The following is a 23,302-nucleotide window of genomic DNA, read 5'->3' on the forward strand; positions in this document are numbered from 1 at the left end:
CGCTTTCTTCCCGCTGGAGCCTCCCCCGATGCAGCTCGATTTCTCCCAGCTGGCCCCGCTGGATGCCTACCGCTGGCTGGCCTCTACCGTTACGCCGCGCCCCATTGCCTGGGTCTCCACCCTGTCGAAGGACGGGGTCAGCAACCTGGCGCCCTTCAGTTTCTTCCAGGTGATCAGCGACGATCCGGCGACCCTGATGGTGAACATCACCACCCGCGACGACGGCCAGCTCAAGGACACCCTGCGCAATGTGCAGGATACCGGCGAGCTGGTGATCCATCTGGTGTCCTTCGGCCAGGCCGAGGCGATGAACGCCAGTGCGGCCTGGCTGCCCCATGGCGTGAGCGAGTTCGAGAAGTGCGGCATCGCCGCCGAACCGTCGCTGCGGGTGCGGGCACCGCGGGTGCAGGGCGTGCCGGTGGCCTTCGAATGCCGGCTGGCGGAGGTGCAGCCCTACCCGCGGGCCAACCCCAACTGCCACCTGGTGTTCGCCGAAGTGCTGCTGGCCCATGTCGACGACGCGGTGCTGACCGAGGCGGGCCGGGTGGACCCCCAGCGCCTGGACCTGGTGGGGCGCCTGGGCGGCAGTGCCTACGCCCGCACCCGCGAAACCTTCAGCATGGCGCGGCCCACCTGAGCCGCACCCGCGCGCCGGTTCACCGGCGCGCCTTGCCGGCGAGGCGAGCGCGCACTTTCTTGTCGACCTCCACGGCCGCGCAGGTCGCCAGCGCCGTGCCCAGGCACCAGCCCCAGTCTTGCGCATCCAGTCCGGTGGTGCCGAACAGCGACTGCATGGGCGGCGCGTAGGTGAACCCCAGCTGCAGCAGCACCATCAGCAGCACCATCCCCCAGACCATGGGGTTGTCCATGAGGCCGAAGCGTGCCGGGCCGTTCAGGCGCCGGCTGCTGAACAGGTAACCGATTTCGCCGAACACCAGGGCGTTCACCGCCAGGGTGCGGCTGGCCTCCATGCTCCAGCCCAACTGCTGGGAGTGGATGAACAGCCCCAGGCTGGCCAGGGTCAGCAGCGCCGACACCAGCAGGATCAGCCAGAGCAGCTCGGCCGATAGCAGCGGTGCCTTGGGGTCCCGTGGCGGTCGGTTCATGAGGTCGTCCTCGGCCGGTTCGAAGGCCAGCGCCAGGGCCAGGGTGACGGCGGTGATCATGTTCACCCAGAGGATCTGCAACGGCGTGATGGGCAGGGTCAGCCCCAGCAGGATGGCGGTCAGCAGGACGAAGGCCTGGGCGCCGTTGGTGGGCAGGATGAAGAGGATGGACTTCTTCAGGTTGTCGTAGACGGTGCGACCTTCCTCCACCGCGTGGGCAATGGTGGCGAAGTTGTCGTCGGCCAGTACCATCTGCGCCGCTTCCTTGGCCGCTTCGGTGCCCTTGATGCCCATGGCGATGCCGATGTCGGCGCGCTTGAGGGCCGGGGAGTCGTTGACCCCGTCGCCGGTCATGGCCACCCGCTCGCCTATGGCCTGCAGGCGCTCCACCAGGCGCAGCTTGTGGCTCGGGCTGGTGCGGGCGAAGACGCTGGTTTCCTTGAGCAGGGCGTCCAGCTCGGCGTCGCTCAGGTCGTCGAGGTCGGCGCCGGTCAGCGGATTGCCGGCCGGCAGGCCCAGGCGTTCGGCGATGGCCGCGGCGGTGGCCGCGTGGTCGCCGGTGATCATCTTCACGTGGATGCCGGCACTGTGGCATTCCTCGATGGCGAGGATGGCTTCCTCCCGCGGCGGGTCGAGCATGCCCACCAGGCCGAGGAGCACGAAGCCGCCGTCCAGGTCGGCATGGTCCAGTTCGTGCTGGCCGCTGCCGGCCGCGCGGCGGGCCAGGCCGATCATGCGCAGGCCGGCGGCGGCACCCTCACCCAGGACCTCGTCCCAGATGCGCGGGTCCAGCGGCTCGTCGACACCGTCGCGGCACTGCTGGTCGCAGACCTCCAGCAGCCGTTCCGGGGCGCCCACCAGGTAGATCACGCCGCTGCCGTCGGCGTCGCGATGCAGGCTGGCGAGGTAGCGGCGCTCGGAACTGAAGGGAATGGCATCCACCCGCGGCAGCCGCGCGGCTTCTTCCTCCGAATCCATCTCCAGCTTGCCCGCCAGGGTGAGCAGGGCGGCCTCGGTGGGGTCGCCGGTGATGCACCACTGGCTGTCGACTTCGCAGAGGCTGGCGCTGTTGGCCAGAAGGCCGGCGCGGGCCAGCTCGAAGAGGTCGTGCGCCAGGTCGCCGGTGGGCCGTATCGCGCCCTGCGGCGCGTAACCCACGCCGTCCACGTCGAAACGGCGGGCGGCGGTGTAGACCCGTTGTACCGTCATTTCGTTGCGGGTCAGGGTGCCGGTCTTGTCGGAGCAGACCACGGTCACCGCGCCCAGGCTTTCCACCGCCGGCAGGCGGCGGATGATCGACTGGCGGTGGGCCATGCGCTGTACGCCGAGGGCCAGGATGATGGTCAGCACCGCCGGCAGCCCTTCGGGAATGGCGGCCACGGCAAGGCCCACCGCGGCCATCAGCATGTCGCTGGCGCTGTAGCCGCGCAGCAGGATGCCGAAGGCGAAGGTGGCTACCGCCAGCACCAGGATGATCAGGGTGAGCTGGCGGGCGAAACGGGCCATGTCCGCCAGCAGCGGGGTCTGCAGCTGTTCCACCGAGCCCAGCAGGTGGCTGATGCGCCCCAGCTCGGTTTCCCCCGCGGTGGCGACCACCAGGCCGAGACCGCTACCGGCGCTCACCAGGGTGCCGGAGTAGGCCATGCTGTGGCGGTCGCCCAGGCTGGCGTCGAGGGTGACGGGCTGGCTGGTCTTGTCGCTGGGGACGGATTCGCCGGTCAGCGCAGCCTCCTCGATGCGCAGGTCGCGGGTTTCCAGCAGGCGCAGATCCGCCGGTACGCGGTCGCCGGCTTCCAGCAGCACCAGGTCGCCCGGCACCAGCTCCTCGGCCGGTACCTGGCGCACCTCGCCGCCCCGTCTGACCCGGCTGTCCAGGGTGAGCAGCTTCTGGATGGCGCGCATGGCCTGCTCGGCCTTGCCTTCCTGGATGAAGCCCACCACGGCGTTGATCAGCACGACACCGAATATCACGGCACTGTCCAGCCATTCACCCAGGGCCAGGGTGACCAGGGTGGAGGCCAGCAGCACATAGATCAGCAGGTTGTGGAACTGCAGCAGGAAGCGCTTCAGCGGCCCGGGGCCGGCCCGTTCCGGCAGGCGGTTGGGGCCATGGCTGGCCAGACGTCGTTCGGCCTCGTCCAGGTCCAGCCCGTCCGGCCCGCTGTCCAGCTGCAGCAGGCTGGCTTCGGTGCTCTGGGCGTGCCATTGGCTAGGAGATGGGGCGTTCATGGCGTCCTCCATGGCGATTCGTAGGTCAAGCCTAGTTCCTTCAGACGAATCTCTTATTGGTGTGGATCAGTTCCGAGTTTTCTGTAGGGAGATGGAAAGCGATTCAGAAGCGACCTCCAGTTAGCCAAAAACAGCATGACCTTTGACCTGGCGGGAATGTGGCTTGTCGCCAGTATTGCGCTGCTCCTATGTTCAGCCTCCGGGAAGCCGGTGGCCGATCGCGCCCATTCGGTAGTCGCCTTGCGGGGAGGTAGGAGCATGTGGACTGTCTTGCAACTCAGGCTGGCCAGCCTGAATACCGCCACCAAGCTGGTGCTGGGCTTCGGCATTGTGCTGGCGCTGACCCTGGCGGTGGCCGCCACCGGCTTCACCGCCCTGCGCGCGGTGGGCGAAGGGGCCCAGCGGATGGAGGAAATGCGCGCCATCAGCAGCGAGGTGCTGATGATCCGGCAGACGGAAAAGGACTACGCCCTCGGCACCGACGCCAGGCTGGCCGAGCAGCTGCGCCAGCAGGCCGAGGCCATAGTGGCCCGCAGCGGGGCGCTGGCCGTGCAGTTGTCCGGTCCGGGGCGCGATGCCCTGGGCGAAGTCACCCAGGCCATGGCCGAATACCGTGGCGCCTTCGACCGCTATGTGGAGCTCACCGACAACCAGCGCCTGGCCCTGGAAGCGGCCAACTGGCTGGTGGTCAGCGCCTCCAACAGCCTGGACGTGCTGCAGAGCGGCCTGAACGAGGATGGCGTCGACCTGCTGAAAAGCTCCCAGGGTGCCCAGGGCGCCGAGCTGGTGGAGCAGGGCGGACAGATCAGCCGCGTCTATCAGCTGTTGCTGCAGGCGCTCAACCAGGCCCGGGTACGGCTGGAGCAGAGCCGTGGCGCCGCCGAGGCCGGCACGCCGCAGATCCAGGAGGCCCAGGACGCCCAGAAGCTCGCCGCCGAACTGCGCGACGCCATGCAGGACCCCGGCTACGCTGCCGTGCTCACCGAAGTGATCGGTAACGTCGATTCTTTCAACGAACGCCTCGAGGACTACACCGCCACCCTGGCGCAGCAGCGCCAGGAATACGCCCACCTGGCGGCCCAGGCCGACCGCGTGGTGCAGGCCATGGCGCGTGCCTACGAGTTGCAGAAGGCCGACATGCGTGCCCAGCAGGACTCCAGTTCGTTGCTGATCCTGCTGGCGGCGGCCCTGGCGCTGCTGATCGGCCTGGCCGCCACGGTCCTGATCAGCCTGCTGATCGTCCGGCCGCTGCGCCGGGTCATCGGCCTCGCGCGGCAGATCGCCGACGGCGACCTCAGCGCCAGCATCGAGGTGCGGCGCCGCGACGAGATCGGCCAGTTGATGGAGGCCATGGCTGGCATGTCCGGCAACCTGCGGGACATGGTCGGCCGCCTGCAGGGCGGGGTGGCGCAGATTTCCGCATCGGCCCAGGCACTGTCCGGCGTCACCGAGCAGACCCGCGTCGGCGTCAACGGCCAGAAAGAGGAAACCGACCAGGTGGCCACCGCCATGAGCCAGATGGCCGCCACCGTCCAGGAGGTGGCGCGCAACGCCGAGGCCGCCGCCGCTTCCACGGCGGACGCCGACAGTCGCGTCGGCACCGGCAGCCAGGTGGTGCGCCAGACCCTGGAAAGGGTCACTCAACTGGCGCGCGCCATGCAGGAAACCACCGCCAGCATCCAGCGCCTCAGCCATGACACCCAGAGCATCGGCACCGTGCTGGACGTGATCAAGAGCGTCGCCGAGCAGACCAACCTGCTGGCCCTCAATGCCGCCATCGAGGCCGCCCGCGCCGGCGAGCAGGGCCGGGGCTTCGCCGTGGTGGCCGACGAAGTGCGGGCGCTGGCGCGGCGCACCCAGCAGTCCACCGCCGAAATCGAACGGCTGATCGCCACCCTGCGCGATGGCGTGCGCGATTGCGTGGAGCACATGCAGCAGAGCGGCAGCCTGGTGGACCTGACGGTGCGGGACGCCAAGCTGACCGACGAGGCCCTGGCCGGAATCGCCGAAGCCGTGACCCTGATCCACCAGATGAACCAGCAGATCGCCGCGGCGGCCGAGCAGCAGGGCGCGGTGGCCGAAGAGATCAACCGCAGCGTCACCAGCATCCGCGATATCGCCGACCAGTCGGCCATGGCCATGGACGAGACCGCGTCGTCCAGCGTGCAGCTGGCGCGCCTCGGGCAGGAGCTGCAGGGGATGGCGGGAAGCTTCCGCCTCTGACCAGCCGATCCGCTGCGCGTCGGAATAACTGCGTTGGGAGTGGCTTCGGGCTTGCTCATTTACAGCTCGTAAACTCCGCGCGCTTAGCCCTCCCGCCTTGTTCTTCTCTAGCTCGCGGGATCGGGGTTCGGGGGAAGATCTGGAGGATTCGGCATTCCGTCCCCCGGAACGGGGCCCTAGAATGGTGCCCCTGTCCAACCGGCCTGGAGTGTCGCGATGCTGAAGATCTGGGGGCGAATCAATTCCACCAATGTGCGCAAGGCGCTCTGGGCGGCCGAGGAAGCCGGCGTCGCCTACGAGCGGCTGGATGCCGGCGGCACCTTCGGCCGGGTCAACGAGGCGGCCTACCGCGCGCTGAACCCCAATGGCCTGGTGCCGATGATCGAAGACGGCGACCTGGTGCTCTGGGAGTCCAACGCCATCGTCCGTTATCTGGCCGCGCGCTATGCCGCCGGCAGCCTCTATCCCGAGTCCCCGGTGGCGCGCGCCGAGGGCGACAAGTGGATGGACTGGGCCACCTCCAGCCTGGCCACACCTTTCCGCGACCTGTTCTGGGGCACCCTGCGCACGCCGCCGGCCGAGCGTAACCAGGCGCTGATCGACACCGCGCTGACCCGCTGCGGCGAGCTGCTGGCCATTCCCGACCGGGCCCTGGCCGATAGGCCCTGGCTGTCCGGCGAAGCCTTCGCCATGGGCGATATTCCCTTGGGCTGCTTCGCCTACGCCTGGTTCGAGATGCCGATCCTGCGTCCGGAACTGCCCCACCTCGAAGCCTGGTATGGGCGCTTGCAGGCCCGACCGGCCTACCGCAAGGCGGTGATGACCGCCCTGACCTGATCCGACTCGCCGATCCGGTCACTGGAACCTAGGCTGATGAGCAGCGATCTGCGGTTGAATTTGCTGGCATTCAGCCTTATCTAGCCCCTTTCCCTTGAAGCAGACGAATCCATCATGAGTTCCGCCCTGTCCATCCGGCAGTTGACCAAGACCTACGGCAATGGCTTCCAGGCCCTCAAGGGCATCGATCTGGAAGTGGCCGAAGGTGATTTCTTCGCCTTGCTCGGTCCCAACGGCGCGGGCAAGTCCACCACCATCGGCATCCTGTCCACCCTGGTGAACAAGACCAGCGGCACGGTCAGCGTGTTCGGCAACGACCTGGACAAGAACCCCTACGCGCTCAAGCGTTGCCTCGGCGTGGTGCCCCAGGAGTTCAACTTCAACCAGTTCGAGAAGGTCTTCGACATAGTCGTGACCCAGGCGGGCTACTACGGCATCCCGGCGAAGATCGCCAGGGAGCGCGCCGAGCAGTACCTGAACCAGCTGGGGCTGTGGGAGAAGCGCAATTCGGCCTCCCGCGAGCTTTCCGGCGGCATGAAGCGCCGCCTGATGATCGCCCGCGCGCTGATCCACCAGCCGCGCCTGTTGATCCTCGACGAACCCACGGCGGGCGTGGACATCGAGCTGCGCCGCTCCATGTGGAGCTTTCTCACCGAGCTCAATGAACAGGGCATCACCATCATCCTCACCACCCACTACCTGGAGGAGGCCGAGCAGCTCTGCCGCCACATCGGCATCATCGACCACGGCCGCATCGTCGAGAACACCAGCATGAAGGAGCTGTTGAAGAAGCTGCACAAGGAGACCTTCCTGCTGGACCTCAAGGAGGCACTGGAAGTGGTGCCGCAGCTCAACGGCTACCCCGCCGAGCTGGTGGATGCCCATACCCTGGAAGTCCAGGTGGAGAAGACCCAGGGCCTGACCGAGCTGTTCCGCCAGCTGGCCGCCCTGAACATCGACGTGCTGAGCATGCGCAACAAGTCCAATCGCCTCGAGGAGCTGTTCGTGTCCCTGGTGGAGAAAAACCTGGCGAAGGTGGCCGTATGAGTTCGGAACTACGCGCCAACCTGGTCGCCCTGGAAACCATCGTCACCCGCGAAGTGCGCCGCTTCATGCGCATCTGGCCGCAGACGCTGCTGCCCCCGGCCATCACCATGGCGCTGTACTTCGTCATCTTCGGCAACCTGATCGGCCGGCAGATCGGCGACATGGGCGGCTTCAGCTACATGGACTACATAGTCCCCGGCCTGATCATGATGTCGGTCATCACCAACTCCTACAGCAACGTGGTGTCGAGCTTCTTCGGCAGCAAGTTCCAGCGTTCGGTGGAAGAGCTGCTGGTGTCGCCGGTGTCGGCCCACACCATCCTCCTCGGCTATACCATAGGCGGCGTGCTGCGCGGCCTGGCGGTGGGGGTGATAGTCACCTTCCTCTCGCTGTTCTTCACCAAGCTCTCGGTGCACCACATAGGGGTGACCGCGCTGGTGGTGCTGCTGACCGCCACCATCTTCTCCCTGGGCGGCTTCATCAACGCCGTCTATGCGCGCAACTTCGACGACATCTCCATCATCCCGACCTTCGTGCTGACCCCGCTGACCTACCTCGGCGGCGTGTTCTACTCGATCAACCTGCTGCCGCCGTTCTGGCAGACGGTGTCCCTGGCCAACCCGATCCTGCACATGGTCAATGCCTTCCGCTATGGCATCCTCGGGGTTTCCGACATCAACATCGGCATCGCCATCGCCCTGATGCTGCTGACCATGGCGATCCTCTACGTCGCCTGCATCCGACTGCTGGTGAGCGGGCGCGGCATGCGTCAGTAAGGCGAAACAAAGCGACATAGAGTGGCATTATCTTCTGGATGCCACTGATCGAAGTCTGCCGATACAGTCGGCAGACTTCCTTTTTCCTTCCGAATCGTCATTAGAGGCTCCAGATGAAGGTCCGTCGCAGTGTCTGGCTGTTGGTCGGGGTGCTTGCCTCGTTGTCCGCCGTGGCCCAGGAGGCGCCGCTGGTGGAGGTAGCCGAACCGCAACGGGCGTTGGTGCGCGACGAGCTGGTGACCTTCGGTTCGCTGCGTTCGGACGAGTCGGTGATGATCCGCCCGGAAGTGGAGGGCAGGGTGGCCAGCCTGCATTTCCGTGAGGGACAGAGGGTCAAGGGCGGCGACCTGCTGGTCAGCCTGGACGACGCCATCGCCCGCGCCGAGCTGGCCCAGGCCCGGGCCAACCTGGACCTGGCGGAAAAGAGTTACCAGCGCGCGAAGATGCTGTTTGCCCGCGGCGCCAGCAATGCCCAGGCCCAGGACGAGTCGCTGTCCCAGGAACAGGCTGCCCGCGCCAGCCTGGCCCTGGCCCAGGCACGCCTCGACAAGACCCAGATCCGCGCGCCCTATGACGGCACCCTCGGCCTGCGCCTGGTCAGCGTCGGCGACTACCTCGACGCGGGCCAGGACGTGGTCAACCTGGAGGTGCTGGACCCGCTCAAGGTGGATTTCCGCGTGCCGCAGAAGGCGGTCAGCCAGGTGGGCATCGGCCAGAGCGTGGAGATCAGCCTGGACGCCTACCCGGGCGAGCGCTTCCATGGCTCGATCATCGCCCTCAACCCGCGCCTGGACGAGGTCGGCCGCAGCCAGGCGATCCGCGCCCAGGTGCCCAACCAGGACCACCGCCTCAAGCCCGGGCAGTTCGTCAAGGTATCGGTGATCCTCGCCGAGCGCCCCCAGGCCCTGCTGATTCCCGAGGAGGCGGTGATGCCCCTGGGGCAGCAGCTGTTCGTCAACCTGGTGGTGGACGGCAAGGTGGAGCGGCGGCCCATCAAGATCGGCCAGCGCCAGCGCGGCAAGGCCGAGGTTCGCGAAGGCCTGCAGGGCGATGAGCAGGTGATCACCGCGGGCTGGCAGAAGGTCAGCCCCGGACTGGAGGTCCGCACCGTAGCGCGAGGTGGGGCATGACTCTCTCCGATGTGTGCATCCGCAGGCCGGTGTTCGCCACCGTCCTGTCGCTGATCCTGGTCCTGCTCGGCCTGCTCGCCTACGAACGGCTGGCGGTGCGGGAATACCCCAACATCGACGTGCCGATCGTCACGGTCAACGTCATCTATCCCGGCGCCAGCCCGGAGATCATGGAGTCCCAGGTGGCGCAGCCCATCGAGGACGTGCTTTCGGGCATCGAGGGCCTGGACTTCGTGTCCTCCATCAGCCGCTCGGAAAACACCCAGATCACCGCCCAGTTCCGCCTAGGCACCAATGCCGACGAGGCCGCCAATGACGTGCGCGACCGCCTCGGGCGGGTCCGTGGCCTGCTGCCGGATGAAATCAACGAGCCCATAGTGCAGAAGGTCGAGGCCGACGCCCAGCCGGTGATCTGGATCGCTTTCTACAGCGACCAGCACTCGGCCATGGAGATCACCGACGTGCTGGAACGGGTGATCCGCGACCGCCTGCAGACCATTCCCGGCGTCTCCGAGGTGCAGATCCGTGGAGCCCGGCGCTTCGCCATGCGCATCTGGCTGGACCCGGAAAAGCTCGCCGCCCATGACCTCACGGTGCAGGACGTGGAAGACGCCCTGCGCCGGCAGAACGTGGAAATCCCCGCCGGGCGCATCGAATCGGTGCAGCGGGAGTTCAGCGTGCTGTCGGAAACCGACCTGCGCACTCCGGAAGAATTCAACGACCTGATCCTCAACGACCAGCGCGGCTACCTGCTGCGCCTGGCCGATGTCGGCCATGCCGAGATCGGCGCGGCGGACGTGCGCAGCATCGTGCGCTTCAACGGCCGCTCGGCGGTGTCCCTCGGCCTGGTGCGCCAGGCCACCGCCAACCCGCTGGAGATCTCCGATGGGCTGAACGCCGCGCTACCGGAAATCCGCGCCCTGCTGCCAGATGGCATGAAGATGGACATCGCCAACGACAACTCGCTGTTCATCCGCGAGTCCATCGACAACGTCTACACCACCATCTGGGAAGCGGTGGGGCTGGTGATCCTGATCATCTTCCTGTTCCTGCGGTCCCTGCGCGCCACCCTGATTCCCCTGGTGACCATTCCGGTGTCGCTGATCGGTGCCTTCAGCCTGATGGTGCTGCTGGGCTTCTCCATCAACACCCTGACGCTGCTGGCCATGGTGCTGGCCATCGGCCTGGTGGTGGATGACGCCATCGTGGTGCTGGAGAACATCCACCGGCATATCGAGGAAGGCATGTCGCCGCTGCAGGCGGCCTACAAGGGCAGCCGCGAGATCGCCTTCGCAGTGGTCGCCATGACTCTGACGCTCGCCGCCGTATACGCCCCCATCGGTTTCATGCAGGGCACCTCGGGCAAACTCTTCACCGAATTCTCCTGGACCCTGGCCGGCGCGGTGCTGGTGTCCGGATTCGTCGCCCTGACCCTGTCGCCCATGATGTGCGGGCATCTGCTCAAGCCCTATGCGCCCCAGCAGCACGGCAAGCTGTACAACCTGGTGGAGTCCTTCCTCCATGGCCTGACCCACGGCTACCGCCACCTGCTGGAGCGGGTGCTGCGCGCCTGGGTGCTGATCATCCTGCTGCTGGCGGGCATCCTGGTGCTCTGCCTGCTGCTGTTCAACGGCCTGCGCAGCGAGCTGGCGCCCACCGAGGACACCGGCACCATAGTCGGCTCCATCAACGGCCCCGATGGCGCCACCATCGAGTACACCAGTCGCTACGCGAAGATGCTGGAGGATGCCTACCGGTCGATCCCGGAGACCCACCGCTACATGGTGGTGGTGGGCTTCCCCACAGTGGCCCAGGGCCTGTCGTTCATGAAGCTGGAGCCATGGGACTCCCGCGACCGCACCCAGTTCGAGATTCGCGACGAACTCCTGCCCAAGCTGCGTGATATCCCCGGCGTGCGGGCCTTCCCGATCAACCGGCCGCCCCTGGGGCAAAGCGCCCGCAACCAGCCGGTCAACTTCGTGGTCCGCTCCTCCCTGGAGTACAGCGAGCTACAGAAATACGTCGACCAGTTGATGGAGCGGGTGCGCGACTACCCGGGGTTGGAAAGCCTGGACAGTGACCTCAAGCTCAATGCGCCGCAGCTCAAGGTCACGGTCAACCGCGAGCAGGCGGTGGCGGTGGGCACCGACGTGGCCGCCATCGGCCGCAGCCTGGAAAGCCTGTTCGGCAGCCGCCAGGTGACCCGCTTCAAGCAGAGTGGCGAGCAGTACGACGTACTGGTGCAACTGGCCAACGTCGACCGCAGCAACCCGGACGACCTGAACCGCGTCTACGTGCGCGGGCGCAACAACAGCATGGTCCAGCTGGCCAACCTGATCGAGGTGCGCGAGACCGTGGCACCCCGCGAGCTCAACCACTTCAACCAGCTGCGCGCGGTGACGGTGACCGCCAACGTCGGTTCCGGCTACACCCTGGGCGAGGCCCTGGACCATCTGGAAGAGGCGGCGCGCGCGGTATTCCCGCCCGACACCCAGTTCGACTACACCGGCACCTCGCGGGACTTCAAGGACTCCAGCACCGGCGTGGCGCTGATCTTCGCCCTGGCGCTGGTGTTCATCTATCTGGTGCTGGCGGCGCAGTTCGAAAGCTTCGTCGACCCGCTGATCATCCTCTTCAGCGTGCCCCTGTCCATGGCCGGTGCCCTGCTGGCGCTGACCTTCTTCGGCGGCACCCTGAACATCTACTCCCAGGTGGGCATGGTCACGCTGATCGGCCTGATCACCAAGCACGGCATCCTCATAGTCGAATTCGCCAACCAGTTGCTGCGCCAGGGCGTGGAACTGCACGAGGCGGTGCTGGAAGCCTCGGTGAAGCGCCTGCGGCCGATCCTGATGACCACCGGCGCCATGGTGCTGGGCTCGGTGCCCCTGGCGATCGCCAGCGGCGCCGGCGGCGAAAGCCGGCAGCAGATCGGCATGGTGATCGTCGGCGGGCTGCTGGTGGGCACCTTCTTCACCCTCTTCGTGGTGCCGACCCTCTACCAGCAGCTGCGTCGCTGGAAACCCATCCACAGGCTGGAGCCGGCGCCGGTGTGACCGGCCTCGGCCGGGACGGCGGCGCCCGGCCTCAGGCGAAGCGGGGCAGGGGGGCGAAGAGGGCGTCGATGTCCTCTTCCTGCAAGCGCCAGCCTTCCTTCTCGCGGCCGTCGAGGACGCCCCGCGCCAGGGCGGCCTTCTGCGCCTGCAGCTGCTGGATCTTCTCTTCCACCGTCCCGCGGGAAATCATCCGGTAGACGAACACCGGCTTGTCCTGGCCGATGCGGTAGGCGCGGTCGGTGGCCTGCCGCTCCACCGCCGGGTTCCACCAGGGGTCGTAGTGGATCACGGTATCGGCGGCGGTGAGGTTCAGGCCGGTGCCCCCCGCCTTGAGGCTGATGAGGAAGAGCGGCACCTCGCCGGCCTGGAAGCGCTGCACCGGGGTGCGCCGGTCGCGGGTATCGCCGGTGATCTGCACATAGTCGATGGCGCGCTTGCGCAGTTCGTCCTCGATCAGCGCCAGCATGCTGGTGAACTGGGAGAACAGCAGCACCCTGCGGCCTTCGGCGATCAGCTCCTCGAGCATTTCCATCAGGCTGTCCAGCTTGCCCGAGCTGCTGCCGCGGGGCGGGCGGATGCCGCTTTCCTCGATCAGCCGCGTATCGCAGCAGACCTGGCGCAGTTTCAGCAGGGCTTCGAGGATCACGATCTGGCTGCGCGCCAGGCCCTTGCGGTCGATTTCGTCGCGCACCTTGTGGTCCATGGCCAGGCGCACCGTCTCGTAGAGGTCGCGTTGGCGGTCGCTGAGCTCGACCCATTGGGTGATCTCGCTCTTGGCCGGCAGTTCGGTGGCCACCGCTTCCTTGCTGCGGCGCAGCAGGAAGGGTTTGAGGCGGGCGTTGAGGTGGGCCAGGCGGGTGGCGTCGCCGTGCTTTTCTATGGGATTGCGGTAATTGCGCAGGAAGCTCTGGCTGTCGCCCAGCCAGCCGGGCATCAGGAAGTGGAACAGCGACCAGAGCTCGCCCAGGTGGTTCTCCAGCGGCGTGCCGGTCAGGCACAGGCGTTGCCGGGCTTCCAGCTGGCGCACCGCGTGGGCGGCCTTGCTGGCGGGATTCTTGATGTACTGCGCCTCATCGAGGATCAACAGGTGCAGCGGCAGCGCCTCGAAGTGCGCCTGGTCGCGGGGCAGCAGGGCGTAGGTGGTCAGCAGCAGGTCATGCCCGGCCATCTGCTCGAAGGCCTTCTTCCGCCCCGGGCCGTGCAGGGCGAGGACGCGCAGCTGCGGCGCGAAGCGCGCCGCTTCGTCGAGCCAGTTGGGGATCAGGCTGGTGGGCATCACCACCAGCGCCGGCCGGTCCAGGCGGCCGGCCTCCTTCTCCAGGAGCAGGTGGGCCAGGGTCTGCAGGGTCTTGCCCAGGCCCATGTCGTCACCGAGTATGCCGCCGGCGCCCACCTCCCGCAGGGTCTGCAGCCAGGCCAGGCCTTCCAGCTGGTAGTGGCGCAGTTCCGCGTTGAGGCCCTTGGGCGGGCTGATGGCGGCCTTGCCGCTGTCGCGCAGCTTGCGCGCCAGCTCGCGCAGTTCGTCGCCGCCCTGCCAGTGCAGGTCCAGGCCCTCCAGCTGGCTCAGGCGTGCCGCGTCGGGGCGTGCCAGGCGCAGGCTCTGCGCCGGGTCCTGGTCACGCTGGTAGAGCTCGCCCAGGGTGGTCAGTACCGGCCTGAGGCGGGAGAAGGGCAGCATCACGTGCAGCGGGCGGCCGTCGACGGCGCGGGTGGCGTCCAGCTGCAGGCGCAGCTGCTCGTCGTCCTTGCGCCGTTGCAGGTGCTGCGGGTCCAGCAATTCGGGGTTGCGCTGGATCAGGCGCAGCAGCACCGGCAGCAGGCTGATGCGGCGGCCTTCGACCACTATGCCCAGTTCCAGGTCGAACCATTCGCGGCCGGGCGCTTCGTCCACCTCGGCATACCAGCCTTCGACCTGGCTCAGGTCGAACTGGAAGCCCGGACGGATATCGATCTGCCAGCCCTGCTCGCGCAGGGCCGGCAGCTGTTGCCGCATGAACTGCAGCCACTGCTCGTCGCCGGGCAGTTCGAACATCTCGGCACTGTTGGCGGGTAGCGCCAGGCTCTGCCGCAGGGCCTCCTTGAAGCCGAGCTGGCGCAGGCTGTCGCGCCAGGCCTGTTCGGCCTTGGGCTGGCGCGCGATGGACAGGCGTTCGCCGTTGGCGCGATGGTGCAGGCGCTCCGGGCGCACCGGCTTGCCATGGGTGCGCGCGCCGCCATAGTCGAACAAAAGGCCGGCGCGGTGCTGCTGGCTGCCCACCATGCGGCCGCTGCGCAGGTCGTACTGGCTCTGGGCGTGGCTGCCGAGGATCAGGTGCGGCACCGGCTGCAGGTCGTCCACCAGGCGCTCGCTGGGCGGTGGCGGCGCTACCCAGCCGCTGGCGGGCTGCGCCAGCAGATAGAGGATGGCCGCTACGCAGTGCTTGCAGTTGAAGGAGACCGGGCAGCTGCAGCGGCCGACCACACCCAGGCCCTTGGGCGCCAGGCGGATGCGCTGTGTATAGACGTGGCCGGGGGAACCTTCGCAGCTGGTTTCGATGGCCTTGTCGTCAAGGCTGAGCAGGCGAATCCGGTCTTCCCGGGCGTATGCCTCGCCACGGGCCAGGGCGCCCGGATCGAAGTCCAGGCGCCAGTCCAGTTGCCTCAGCTGGTCGAGCAGGACACTCATGGCGCCTTAGAGCGGGCTGACGCGGATCAGGATGCCCAGGTTGCCGTGGTCGAGGTAGGTGAGTTCGCCGTTCTTCAGGCGGGTGCCCTGGCGCAGGCGCTCGCTGCTGCTGATCAGGCCGCTGCCGTCGAACTGGTTGATCCAGAAGTCGGCCTGGGCGTCGACGCTGCGGTCGAGGGTCAGTGCCAGGGTGCCCTCCACCGGGTAATGGCCCAGCTGTTGCTGGCCGGAACTCAGCGAAACCTTGTTCGGAGTGGCAGAGAGGTTCTGCGACCAGGCCTTGTGCAGCAGCACTTCGTAGCCGGCATTGGGGTTGAGCTTGGCCGCCTCGCCGTCCAGGGCGGTGCCGCGTTCGCTGCCGGCGATGGACTGGCTGCCGGCCGCCCAGTCGTCCGGGGCCGGCTGGCTGGCGGGGATCGGGTCGCCGCCCTGGCGGAAGATGATCATCTCCACCGAATACAGGCCGTCGGCGAAGGCCGCCGGGGCCAGAAAGGCGAGCAGGAGGGCGAGGTTACGGATGGCACGCATGGGTTGGTCCTTATTGGGGCAGACATTTCCGCAGACTACTGCGGGGTCAGGCGTTCGAACAGCGCTTCAAGGGTGTTGAAGCGTTCTTCCGGGCGTTCCATGGGCACCTGGAACTTGAACTGGGTGGCGCCTTCGAACTTGTAGCGCTTGGGCTGGCCCTGGATCAGCTTGATCAGCACCAGCGGGTCGACGCAGGTGTCGGCGGCGAACTCGATGCGGCCGCCCTGGGGGCCGGCATCCACCTTGCGGATGCCGAGCTTCTCCGCCTGCAGCTTGAGCAGGGTCAGGCGCACCAGGCTCTTGGTGGGCTCGGGCAGCAGGCCGAAGCGGTCGATCATCTCCACCTGCAGTTCCTTCAGGCCGTCCTCGTCGGCGGCCGAGGCGATGCGCTTGTAGAGGATCAGCCGCGCATGCACGTCCGGCAGGTAGTCCTCGGGAATCAGCGCCGGAACCCGCAGGTTGATTTCCGGCCCGCCGCCCAGCGGCTGCTCCAGGTTGGGCTGCTCGCCCTTGCGGATGGCCTTCACCGCCCGTTCGAGCATTTCCATATAGAGGGTGAAGCCGACGGCCTGGATCTGGCCGCTCTGGCCTTCGCCCAGCAGTTCGCCGGCGCCGCGGATCTCCAGGTCGTGGGTGGCCAGCACGAAGCCGGCCCCCAGGTCCTGGGCATTGGCGATGGCCTCCAGGCGCTTCTCGGCGTCCGGGGTCATCTGCTTGCGCGGCGGCGTCAGCAGGTAGGCGTAGGCCTGGTGGTGGCTACGGCCGACCCGGCCGCGCAACTGGTGCAGCTGGGCCAGGCCGAACTTGTCGGCGCGCTCGATGACTATGGTGTTGGCGCTGGGCACGTCGATGCCGGTCTCGATGATGGTAGAGGCCACCAGCACGTTGAAGCGCTTGTGGTAGAAGTCGCTCATCACCTGTTCGAGTTCGCGTTCGCGCATCTGCCCGTGGCCGACGGCGATGCGCGCCTCCGGCACCAGTTCGGCCAGCTCGGCGGCGCATTTCTCGATGGTCGCTACCTCGTTGTGCAGGTAGTAGACCTGGCCACCGCGCAGCAGCTCGCGCAGCAGGGCTTCCTTGATCGCGGTCTTCTGCCGCTCCATCACGAAGGTGCGCACCGACAGCCGGCGCGCCGGCGGCGTCGCGATGATGGACAGGTCGCGCATGCCCGCCACGGCCATGTTCAGGGTGCGCGGGATGGGCGTGGCGGTGAGGGTGAGGATGTCCACCTCGCTGCGCAGGGATTTCAGCTGTTCCTTCTGGCGTACGCCGAAGCGGTGTTCCTCGTCGATGATGGCCAGGCCCAGGTTCTTGAAGCGCACATCGTCCTGCAGCAGCTTGTGGGTGCCGATGATGATGTCGATCTTGCCTTCGGCCAGTTGCTGCGCCGCGCCTTCCACTTCCTTGGCCGACTTGAAGCGGCTCATCACTTCCACGCTCACCGGCCAGTCGGCGAAGCGGTCGCGGAAGCTGTTGTAGTGCTGCTGGGCGAGCAGGGTGGTGGGCACCAGCACGGCGACCTGCTTGCCGCTGTGCACCGCGACGAAGGCCGCGCGCATGGCCACTTCGGTCTTGCCGAAGCCGACGTCGCCGCAGACCAGGCGGTCCATGGGCTTGGGTGCCAGCATGTCGGCCAGCACGGCCTCGATGGCGGTCTGCTGGTCCGGGGTTTCCTCGAAGGGGAAGCCGGCGGCGAAGGTGGCATAGTCGGCCTTCGGGTCCTTGAACGCATAGCCTTCGCGGGCGGCGCGGCGGGCATAGACGTCCAGCAGCTCGGCGGCGACGTCGCGCACCTGCTCGGCGGCCTTGCGCTTGGCCTTCTGCCAGGTTTCCGAACCGAGGCGATGCAGCGGCGCCAGGGCGTCGTCGCTGCCGGTGTAGCGGGCGATCAGGTGCAGGCTGGCCACCGGCACGTAGAGCTTGGCTTCCTCGGCGTACTGCAGGGCGAGGAACTCGGCGGCCTGGCCGTCGATCTCCAGGGTGATCAGGCCCAGGTAGCGGCCGACCCCGTGGTCGATGTGCACCACGGGGGCGCCCTCGCGCAGTTCGGCGAGGTTCTTGATCACGTTGTCGCCGGCATCGCCACGGCGTTCGCGGCGGCGGCGCTGCATCACGCGCTGGCCGAACAGCGGACTTTCGGCGATCAGCGCCAGCCCCGGGTCATCCAGCAGCAGGCCTTCGTCCAGGGGGGCGATGGTAATGGCCAGGCGCTCGGCGCTGGCGATGAACGCCGGCCAGCCCTCGACTTCCTGCGGGCGCAGCTTGAGGCGGGCGAGCATTTCCAGCAGCACCTCGCGGCGCCCGGCGGACTCGGCGCTGAACAGCACGCGGCCGGGGAACTCCTCGATGAAGCGGCGCAGGGCGGCCATGGGCTCGGTGGCCTTGGCCTGGATGGCGAGGTCGGGCAGGGCGCGGGCGGAAAAACGTTCGCGGCCGACGCCCGGCTCGATGTCTTCCTGGCTCAGCACCAGGCGCGGCGAGCCCTTGAGGCGGGCGAAGCAATCCTCCACCGGCAGGAACAGCTCGACGGGCGGCACCAGCGGGCGTTCCGGGTCGACGCGGCGTTCCTCATAGCGGTTGCGCACGTCGGTCCAGAACTGCTCGGCGGCCTGCTCGATGCCCGGCAGGGAGAACACCTGGGTGTCCGCCGGCAGGTAGTCGAAGAGGGTGGCGGTCTGTTCGAAGAACAGCGGCAGGTAGTACTCGATGCCGGCCGGGGTGATGCCGCTGGTCAGGTCCTGATAGATGGGGCAGCGGCGGAAGTCGACGTCGAAGCGCTCGCGGAAGCGCCCGCGGAAGTCGGTGACGGCCTTCTTGTCCAGCGGGAACTCGCGGGCCGGCAGCAGGCGGATCGATTCCACCTTGTCCACCGAGCGCTGGGTTTCCGGGTCGAAGGTGCGCAGGGTCTCGATCTCGTCGTCGAACAGGTCGATGCGGTAGGGCAGCTCGCTGCCCATGGGAAAGAGGTCGATCAGCGCGCCGCGCACGGCGAACTCGCCGTGTTCGTAGACCGTATCCACGCAGCGGTAGCCCGCCGCCTCCAGGCGCAGGCGCATCTGCTCCACGTCGAGCTTCTGGCCGACGTCCAGCACCAGGCTCGAACCCAGCAGGAAGCGGGTCGGCGCCAGGCGGTGCAGGGCGGTGGTGATGGGCACCACCAGCACGCCGCGCTTGACCTCGGGCAACCGGTAAAGGCTGTCGACACGCTGGGAAATGATGTCCTGGTGCGGCGAGAAGAGGTCGTAGGGCAGGGTTTCCCAGTCGGGAAAGTGCAGGACGTCCAGGTCCGGGGCGAAGAAGCCCAGTTCCTGTTCCAGGCGCTCGGCAGTCTGGCTGTCGGCGGTGAGCAGCAGGGTGAAACCCTTGCCGGCGCTGGCGGCTTCGGCGATGGCCAGGCTCAGGGCGGCACCGGGGAGATTGCCCCATTGCTGCTTGCCAGCGGCGGAGGGCAGGGGCGGGAGGCGCAGTACGGACACGGGCAGAGGGGCTCCGGTCGGAAAAAAGATCGGCGGATTGTAACTATCCCGACTAGCGGATGTCAGTGTTGAGGCTGCTGCTGATTGCCGGCGTCTGCGTGCGCCGTCATAATGTAGCCCCTTTTTTCATCCCCTACATGTGGAAGGTACTGCCCGTGACTCAGAAGCCCGACCAGTGTCTCGGTGAATGGATCGATCGTGAAGCCCTCGCGGAAGCCATGATTCCGATGATTGGCCAGCTCTATCGCAACAACAACGTTGTGACTTCGATCTATGGCCGTGGCCTGATCAACCGCTCCGTGATTGCCATCCTCAAGGCCCACCGCTTCGCGCGCCACCGCCTTGCCGACGAGGCCGAGCTGTCGGTCCACGAGACCTTCCCCATCCTCAAGGCCATGAGCGAGCTCAAGCTGGGCGCCGCCTCGGTGGACCTGGGCAAGATGGTCGCCAAGTTCAAGGCCGAAGGTAACGGCCGCAGCATCGAGCAGTTCACCAAGGACGAACTGGCCGATGTGGTCGGCAAGCAGAACGGCGCCCCCCGTGAAGGCACCGACGTCGTCCTCTATGGCTTCGGCCGTATCGGCCGCCTGCTGGCGCGCATCCTGATCGAGAAGACCGGTGGTGGCGACGGCCTGCGCCTGCGCGCCATCGTCGTGCGCAAAGGCGCCGAGAACGACCTGGTCAAGCGCGCCAGCCTGCTGCGCCGCGACTCCGTGCACGGTCCGTTCGACGGCACCATCGTCATCGACGAAGAAAACAACACCCTGACCGCCAACGGCAACCTGATCCAGGTGATCTACTCCAACGATCCGGCCTCGATCGACTACACCGCCTACGGCATCAAGAACGCCCTGCTGGTGGACAACACCGGCAAGTGGCGCGACGCCGAAGGCCTGGGCCAGCACCTGAAGTGCCCGGGTATCGATCGCGTGGTCCTGACCGCACCGGGCAAGGGCGCGCTGAAGAACATCGTCCACGGCATCAACCACGGCGACATCACCGCTGACGACAAGATCGTCTCCGCGGCTTCCTGCACCACCAACGCCATCGTGCCGGTGCTGAAAGCGGTCAACGATCAGTTCGGCATCATCAACGGCCACGTCGAAACCGTTCACTCGTACACCAACGACCAGAACCTGATCGACAACTTCCACAAGGGCAGCCGCCGCGGCCGCAGCGCTCCGCTGAACATGGTGATCACCGAGACCGGTGCCGCCACCGCCGCCGCCAAGGCCCTGCCGGTGCTGAAAGGCAAGCTGACCGGCAACGCCATCCGCGTACCGACGCCGAACGTCTCCATGGCCATCCTCAACCTGAACCTGGAGAAGGCCACCACCCGCGACGAGATCAACGAGTACCTGCGCAACGCGGCCATGCACTCGGACCTGCACAAGCAGATCGACTACGTCTCCTCCCAGGAAGTGGTGTCCTCTGACTTCGTCGGTTCCCGCCACGCCGGTGTGGTGGACGCCGAAGCCACCATCTGCAACGACAACCGCGTCGTCCTGTACGTCTGGTACGACAACGAGTTCGGTTACAGCTGCCAGGTGGTTCGTGTGATGGAAGACATGGCCGGGGTCAACCCGCCGTCCTTTCCGCACTAAGTCGTGACCTGTGAAAAACGGGAGCTCTCGGGCTCCCGTTTTTCGTTTTTACGTCTGTAATCGGATAACAAGAATCGCTTGGGGATTTCCCAGATGGAAGGACATCACCTTCACCAGGGGCCGCTCAAAAGGGGCCTGAAGAACCGCCACATCCAGCTTATCGCGCTGGGCGGCGCCATCGGTACCGGCCTGTTCCTGGGCTCGGCCGGGGTGCTCAAGTCGGCGGGGCCATCGATGATTCTCGGCTACGCCATCGCCGGCTTCTTCGCTTTCCTGATCATGCGCCAGCTCGGCGAAATGATCGTCGAGGAACCGGTGGCCGGCTCCTTCAGCCACTTCGCCCACAAGTACTGGGGCGGCTACGCCGGTTTCCTCTCCGGCTGGAACTACTGGGTGCTCTATGTCCTGGTGGGCATGGCCGAGCTGACGGCGGTGGGCAAGTACATCCAGTTCTGGTGGCCTGAAGTGCCCACCTGGGTCTCGGCTGCAGCCTTCTTCGTGCTGATCAACCTGATCAACCTGGCCAATGTGAAGGCCTTCGGCGAAGCGGAGTTCTGGTTCGCGCTGATCAAGGTGGTCGCCATCATCGGCATGATCGTCCTCGGCATCTATCTGCTGGTCAGCGGCGAAGGCGGCCCGCAGGCAGCGGTCGACAATCTCTGGAGCCACGGTGGCTTCTTCCCCAACGGACTCGAAGGCCTGGTGATGGTGCTGGCCATCATCATGTTCTCCTTCGGCGGCCTGGAGCTGGTGGGCATCACCGCCGCCGAGGCCAGCGAGCCGAAGAAGGTGATCCCCAAGGCGATCAACCAGGTGATCTACCGCATCCTGATCTTCTACATCGGTGCCCTCAGCGTGCTGCTGATGCTCTACCCCTGGGACAAGCTGCTGGAAACCCTGGGCGCCGCGGGCGATCCCTACAGCGGCAGCCCCTTCGTGCAGATCTTCTCGCTGATCGGCAGCGACGTGGCGGCGCACATTCTCAACTTCGTGGTGCTGACGGCGGCCCTGTCGGTCTACAACAGCGGCGTCTATGCCAACAGCCGGATGCTCTACGGCCTGGCGGAGCAGGGCGATGCGCCCAAGGCGCTGATGAAGGTGGACGATCGCGGTGTGCCGGTACTGGCCATCGGCCTTTCCGCGCTGGTCACCATGCTCTGCGTGGTGGTCAACTACCTCGCGCCGCAGAAGGCCCTGGAGTTGCTGATGGCGTTGGTGGTGGCGGCCCTGGTGATCAACTGGGCGATGATCAGCCTGTCCCACCTGAAGTTCCGCAAGAGCCTGGATGCCCAGGGCATCCAGCCGTTCTTCAAGGCGCTCTGGTATCCCATCGGCAATTACCTCTGCCTGGCGTTCGTCGCGCTGATCCTGGGGGTGATGCTGATGATCCCGGGCATCAACGTGTCGGTCTACGCCATTCCTTTCTGGCTGGGGCTGATCGCCGTCTGCTACTACTTCAAGCGCTCCGCCCAGCGGGCGACCGCGCAGTAAGGACGGAAAACGGGAGCCAGGGGCTCCCGTTTCCATTTGCGGCAACGGATTCCATCGCGTCCGAGGAATACATGGATGGCCTGTCGATAGTGAGCGCTGCCAGGTCCTGGGGGTTGGTACTCGTGCTTCCGGCCAGCCTGTTGCTGGCCGGCTGCGGCGACCGCCTGGAGCAGTTCGGTGGCCCCACCATGGGCAGCAGCTACTCGGTGAAGTACCTACGTCACGCGTCCGGTCCCTCGGTGGCGCAGGTGCGTGGCGAAGTGGAGGGCATCCTCGCCGAGGTCGACCGGCAGCTGTCCACCTACCGCGCCGATTCCACGGTGGAGGGTTTCAACGCCTTGCCGGCCGGCAGCTGCATGGCGTTGCCGGCGCCGATGCTGGAGTTGGTGGGCTTTGCCGGCGAGCTGTCGCAAGACAGCGGCGGTGCATTCGATATCACCCTCGAACCGCTGCTGAATCTCTGGGGCTTCGGTCCCCAGTCCCGTGGCGACCAGGTGCCTGGCGCCGAAGCCATCGCCGCGGCGATGGCGGGTGTGGGGCAACGGCACTTGCGTATTCGCGGGCAGGAACTGTGCAAGGACGCGGCTGTGCAGCTGGACTTCAACAGCATCGCCGCCGGCCATGCGGTGGACCGCGTCTCGGCGCGCCTGGGCGAGCTGGGCGTCACCAGCGCCCTGGTGGAGATCACCGGCGAACTCAAGGCCTTCGGCCGCAAGCCCGATGGCGCGCCCTGGCGCATCGCCATCGAGGCGCCGCGGGACGACCGCCAGGTGGCGCAGAAGATCATCCGGCTGGATGGGCTCGGCGTTTCCACCTCCGGAGACTATCGCAACTATTTCGAAAAGAACGGCCTGCGCTACTCCCACACCCTGGACCCGAAGACGGGCGCGCCCATCCGCCACAACCTGGCGGCGGTGACCGTGGTGGACCCGTCGACGTTGCGCGCGGACGGCCTGTCCACCCTGCTGATGGTGCTGGGGCCCGAGGCGGGCAGGGCCTATGCTGAACGCCACGGTATCGCCGCCTTCTTCGTCACGCGTGAGGGGCGGGGCTTCGCCAGTCATGGCAGCAGCCGCTTCCGCGAGCTGTTCGACCCAGTGGAGCAATGAGCATGACCTTGGCGGCGACCGTCAG

The 23,302-nt window shown here is 66.9% G+C and carries 14 protein-coding genes and 1 pseudogene; 11 read left to right on the forward strand and 4 right to left on the reverse strand.

Annotation, left to right across the window (positions count from 1 at the left end):
- Positions 1 to 28: 28 nt before the first annotated feature.
- Positions 29 to 637, forward strand: a complete 609-nt coding sequence (locus ACFPU0_RS23370) for a flavin reductase family protein (protein ID WP_377695677.1) — start codon at positions 29 to 31, stop codon at positions 635 to 637.
- Between the two features lie 19 nt (positions 638 to 656).
- On the opposite strand, the gene ACFPU0_RS23375 is transcribed toward ACFPU0_RS23370, so the two are convergent.
- On the reverse strand, positions 657 to 3,335 hold the full coding sequence (locus ACFPU0_RS23375) for a cation-transporting P-type ATPase (RefSeq protein WP_377695678.1): 2,679 nt from the start codon (positions 3,333 to 3,335) through the stop codon (positions 657 to 659).
- A 1,137-nt stretch (positions 3,336 to 4,472) separates the two neighbouring features.
- Here ACFPU0_RS23375 and ACFPU0_RS23380 point away from each other — a divergent pair.
- The 7 genes and pseudogenes from ACFPU0_RS23380 to ACFPU0_RS23410 form a co-directional block, all read left to right on the forward strand.
- Positions 4,473 to 4,703, forward strand: a pseudogene (locus tag ACFPU0_RS23380) (HAMP domain-containing protein); the annotation flags it as partial.
- A 141-nt stretch (positions 4,704 to 4,844) separates the two neighbouring features.
- Complete coding sequence (locus tag ACFPU0_RS23385; protein WP_377695926.1) at positions 4,845 to 5,558, forward strand: methyl-accepting chemotaxis protein; 714 nt, start codon at positions 4,845 to 4,847, stop codon at positions 5,556 to 5,558.
- Between the two features lie 216 nt (positions 5,559 to 5,774).
- Positions 5,775 to 6,395: a glutathione S-transferase family protein gene (locus ACFPU0_RS23390; protein ID WP_377695679.1), complete on the forward strand. Its 621-nt coding sequence runs from the start codon at positions 5,775 to 5,777 to the stop codon at positions 6,393 to 6,395.
- A 114-nt stretch (positions 6,396 to 6,509) separates the two neighbouring features.
- Entirely contained in the window at positions 6,510 to 7,442 is a 933-nt protein-coding gene (locus ACFPU0_RS23395) for an ABC transporter ATP-binding protein (protein ID WP_377695681.1), read from the forward strand.
- Positions 7,439 to 8,218, forward strand: a complete 780-nt coding sequence (locus tag ACFPU0_RS23400; protein WP_377695682.1) for an ABC transporter permease — start codon at positions 7,439 to 7,441, stop codon at positions 8,216 to 8,218. Before ACFPU0_RS23395 ends, ACFPU0_RS23400 begins: the two co-directional genes overlap by 4 nt.
- A gap of 113 nt (positions 8,219 to 8,331) precedes the next feature.
- Entirely contained in the window at positions 8,332 to 9,348 is a 1,017-nt protein-coding gene (locus tag ACFPU0_RS23405) for an efflux RND transporter periplasmic adaptor subunit (protein ID WP_377695683.1), read from the forward strand.
- A complete protein-coding gene (locus tag ACFPU0_RS23410) occupies positions 9,345 to 12,404 on the forward strand; it encodes an efflux RND transporter permease subunit (RefSeq protein ID WP_377695684.1) in 3,060 nt (1,019 codons plus the stop codon). The genes ACFPU0_RS23405 and ACFPU0_RS23410 overlap by 4 nt, the downstream gene beginning before the upstream one ends.
- A 31-nt stretch (positions 12,405 to 12,435) precedes the next feature.
- On the opposite strand, the gene ACFPU0_RS23415 is transcribed toward ACFPU0_RS23410, so the two are convergent.
- Genes ACFPU0_RS23415 through mfd form a run of 3 tightly spaced genes read right to left on the reverse strand, consistent with a single transcriptional unit; the run spans position 12,436 to position 19,073 of the window.
- Positions 12,436 to 15,069 (reverse strand): DEAD/DEAH box helicase, encoded by a 2,634-nt coding sequence (locus tag ACFPU0_RS23415; protein ID WP_377695685.1) that lies wholly within the window; start codon positions 15,067 to 15,069, stop codon positions 12,436 to 12,438.
- Positions 15,070 to 15,075: 6 nt separating this feature from the next.
- Positions 15,076 to 15,597 (reverse strand): CsiV family protein, encoded by a 522-nt coding sequence (locus ACFPU0_RS23420; RefSeq protein ID WP_377695686.1) that lies wholly within the window; start codon positions 15,595 to 15,597, stop codon positions 15,076 to 15,078.
- Between the two features lie 35 nt (positions 15,598 to 15,632).
- Positions 15,633 to 19,073 carry a transcription-repair coupling factor gene (gene mfd, locus ACFPU0_RS23425; protein WP_377695687.1) on the reverse strand — a complete coding sequence of 1,147 codons (3,441 nt, stop codon included), beginning with the start codon at positions 19,071 to 19,073 and terminating at the stop codon, positions 15,633 to 15,635.
- Between the two features lie 137 nt (positions 19,074 to 19,210).
- Between mfd and ACFPU0_RS23430 the strand changes: the two genes are divergently transcribed.
- The 3 genes from ACFPU0_RS23430 (at position 19,211) to ACFPU0_RS23440 (ending at position 23,277) form a co-directional block, all read left to right on the forward strand.
- A complete protein-coding gene (locus ACFPU0_RS23430) occupies positions 19,211 to 20,677 on the forward strand; it encodes a glyceraldehyde-3-phosphate dehydrogenase (RefSeq protein ID WP_377695927.1) in 1,467 nt (488 codons plus the stop codon).
- A gap of 93 nt (positions 20,678 to 20,770) precedes the next feature.
- A complete protein-coding gene (locus tag ACFPU0_RS23435) occupies positions 20,771 to 22,168 on the forward strand; it encodes an amino acid permease (protein WP_377695688.1) in 1,398 nt (465 codons plus the stop codon).
- A 188-nt stretch (positions 22,169 to 22,356) separates the two neighbouring features.
- The gene (locus ACFPU0_RS23440) at positions 22,357 to 23,277 is read left to right on the forward strand and encodes an FAD:protein FMN transferase (protein ID WP_377695928.1); all 921 of its coding nucleotides are present in this window, start codon (positions 22,357 to 22,359) and stop codon (positions 23,275 to 23,277) included.
- The last annotated feature ends 25 nt before the right edge of the window (positions 23,278 to 23,302 follow it).

It is taken from the genome of Pseudomonas sp. GCM10022186 (genome assembly GCF_042656385.1).
Lineage (GTDB): Bacteria > Pseudomonadota > Gammaproteobacteria > Pseudomonadales > Pseudomonadaceae > Metapseudomonas.

Excerpts from the sequence above, each read along its gene's own strand:
- ACFPU0_RS23370 (WP_377695677.1), top strand. The coding sequence starts at position 29 with ATGCAGCTCGATTTCTCCCAGCTGGCCCCGCTGGATGCCTACCGCTGG.
- ACFPU0_RS23395 (WP_377695681.1), top strand. The coding sequence starts at position 6,510 with ATGAGTTCCGCCCTGTCCATCCGGCAGTTGACCAAGACCTACGGCAAT.
- ACFPU0_RS23375 (WP_377695678.1), bottom strand. The coding sequence starts at position 3,335 with ATGAACGCCCCATCTCCTAGCCAATGGCACGCCCAGAGCACCGAAGCC.
- ACFPU0_RS23390 (WP_377695679.1), top strand. The coding sequence starts at position 5,775 with ATGCTGAAGATCTGGGGGCGAATCAATTCCACCAATGTGCGCAAGGCG.
- ACFPU0_RS23420 (WP_377695686.1), bottom strand. The coding sequence starts at position 15,597 with ATGCGTGCCATCCGTAACCTCGCCCTCCTGCTCGCCTTTCTGGCCCCG.
- ACFPU0_RS23405 (WP_377695683.1), top strand. The coding sequence starts at position 8,332 with ATGAAGGTCCGTCGCAGTGTCTGGCTGTTGGTCGGGGTGCTTGCCTCG.
- ACFPU0_RS23410 (WP_377695684.1), top strand. The coding sequence starts at position 9,345 with ATGACTCTCTCCGATGTGTGCATCCGCAGGCCGGTGTTCGCCACCGTC.
- ACFPU0_RS23400 (WP_377695682.1), top strand. The coding sequence starts at position 7,439 with ATGAGTTCGGAACTACGCGCCAACCTGGTCGCCCTGGAAACCATCGTC.
- ACFPU0_RS23415 (WP_377695685.1), bottom strand. The coding sequence starts at position 15,069 with ATGAGTGTCCTGCTCGACCAGCTGAGGCAACTGGACTGGCGCCTGGAC.
- ACFPU0_RS23435 (WP_377695688.1), top strand. The coding sequence starts at position 20,771 with ATGGAAGGACATCACCTTCACCAGGGGCCGCTCAAAAGGGGCCTGAAG.
- ACFPU0_RS23440 (WP_377695928.1), top strand. The coding sequence starts at position 22,357 with ATGGGCAGCAGCTACTCGGTGAAGTACCTACGTCACGCGTCCGGTCCC.
- ACFPU0_RS23430 (WP_377695927.1), top strand. The coding sequence starts at position 19,211 with ATGTGGAAGGTACTGCCCGTGACTCAGAAGCCCGACCAGTGTCTCGGT.
- ACFPU0_RS23385 (WP_377695926.1), top strand. The coding sequence starts at position 4,845 with ATGAGCCAGATGGCCGCCACCGTCCAGGAGGTGGCGCGCAACGCCGAG.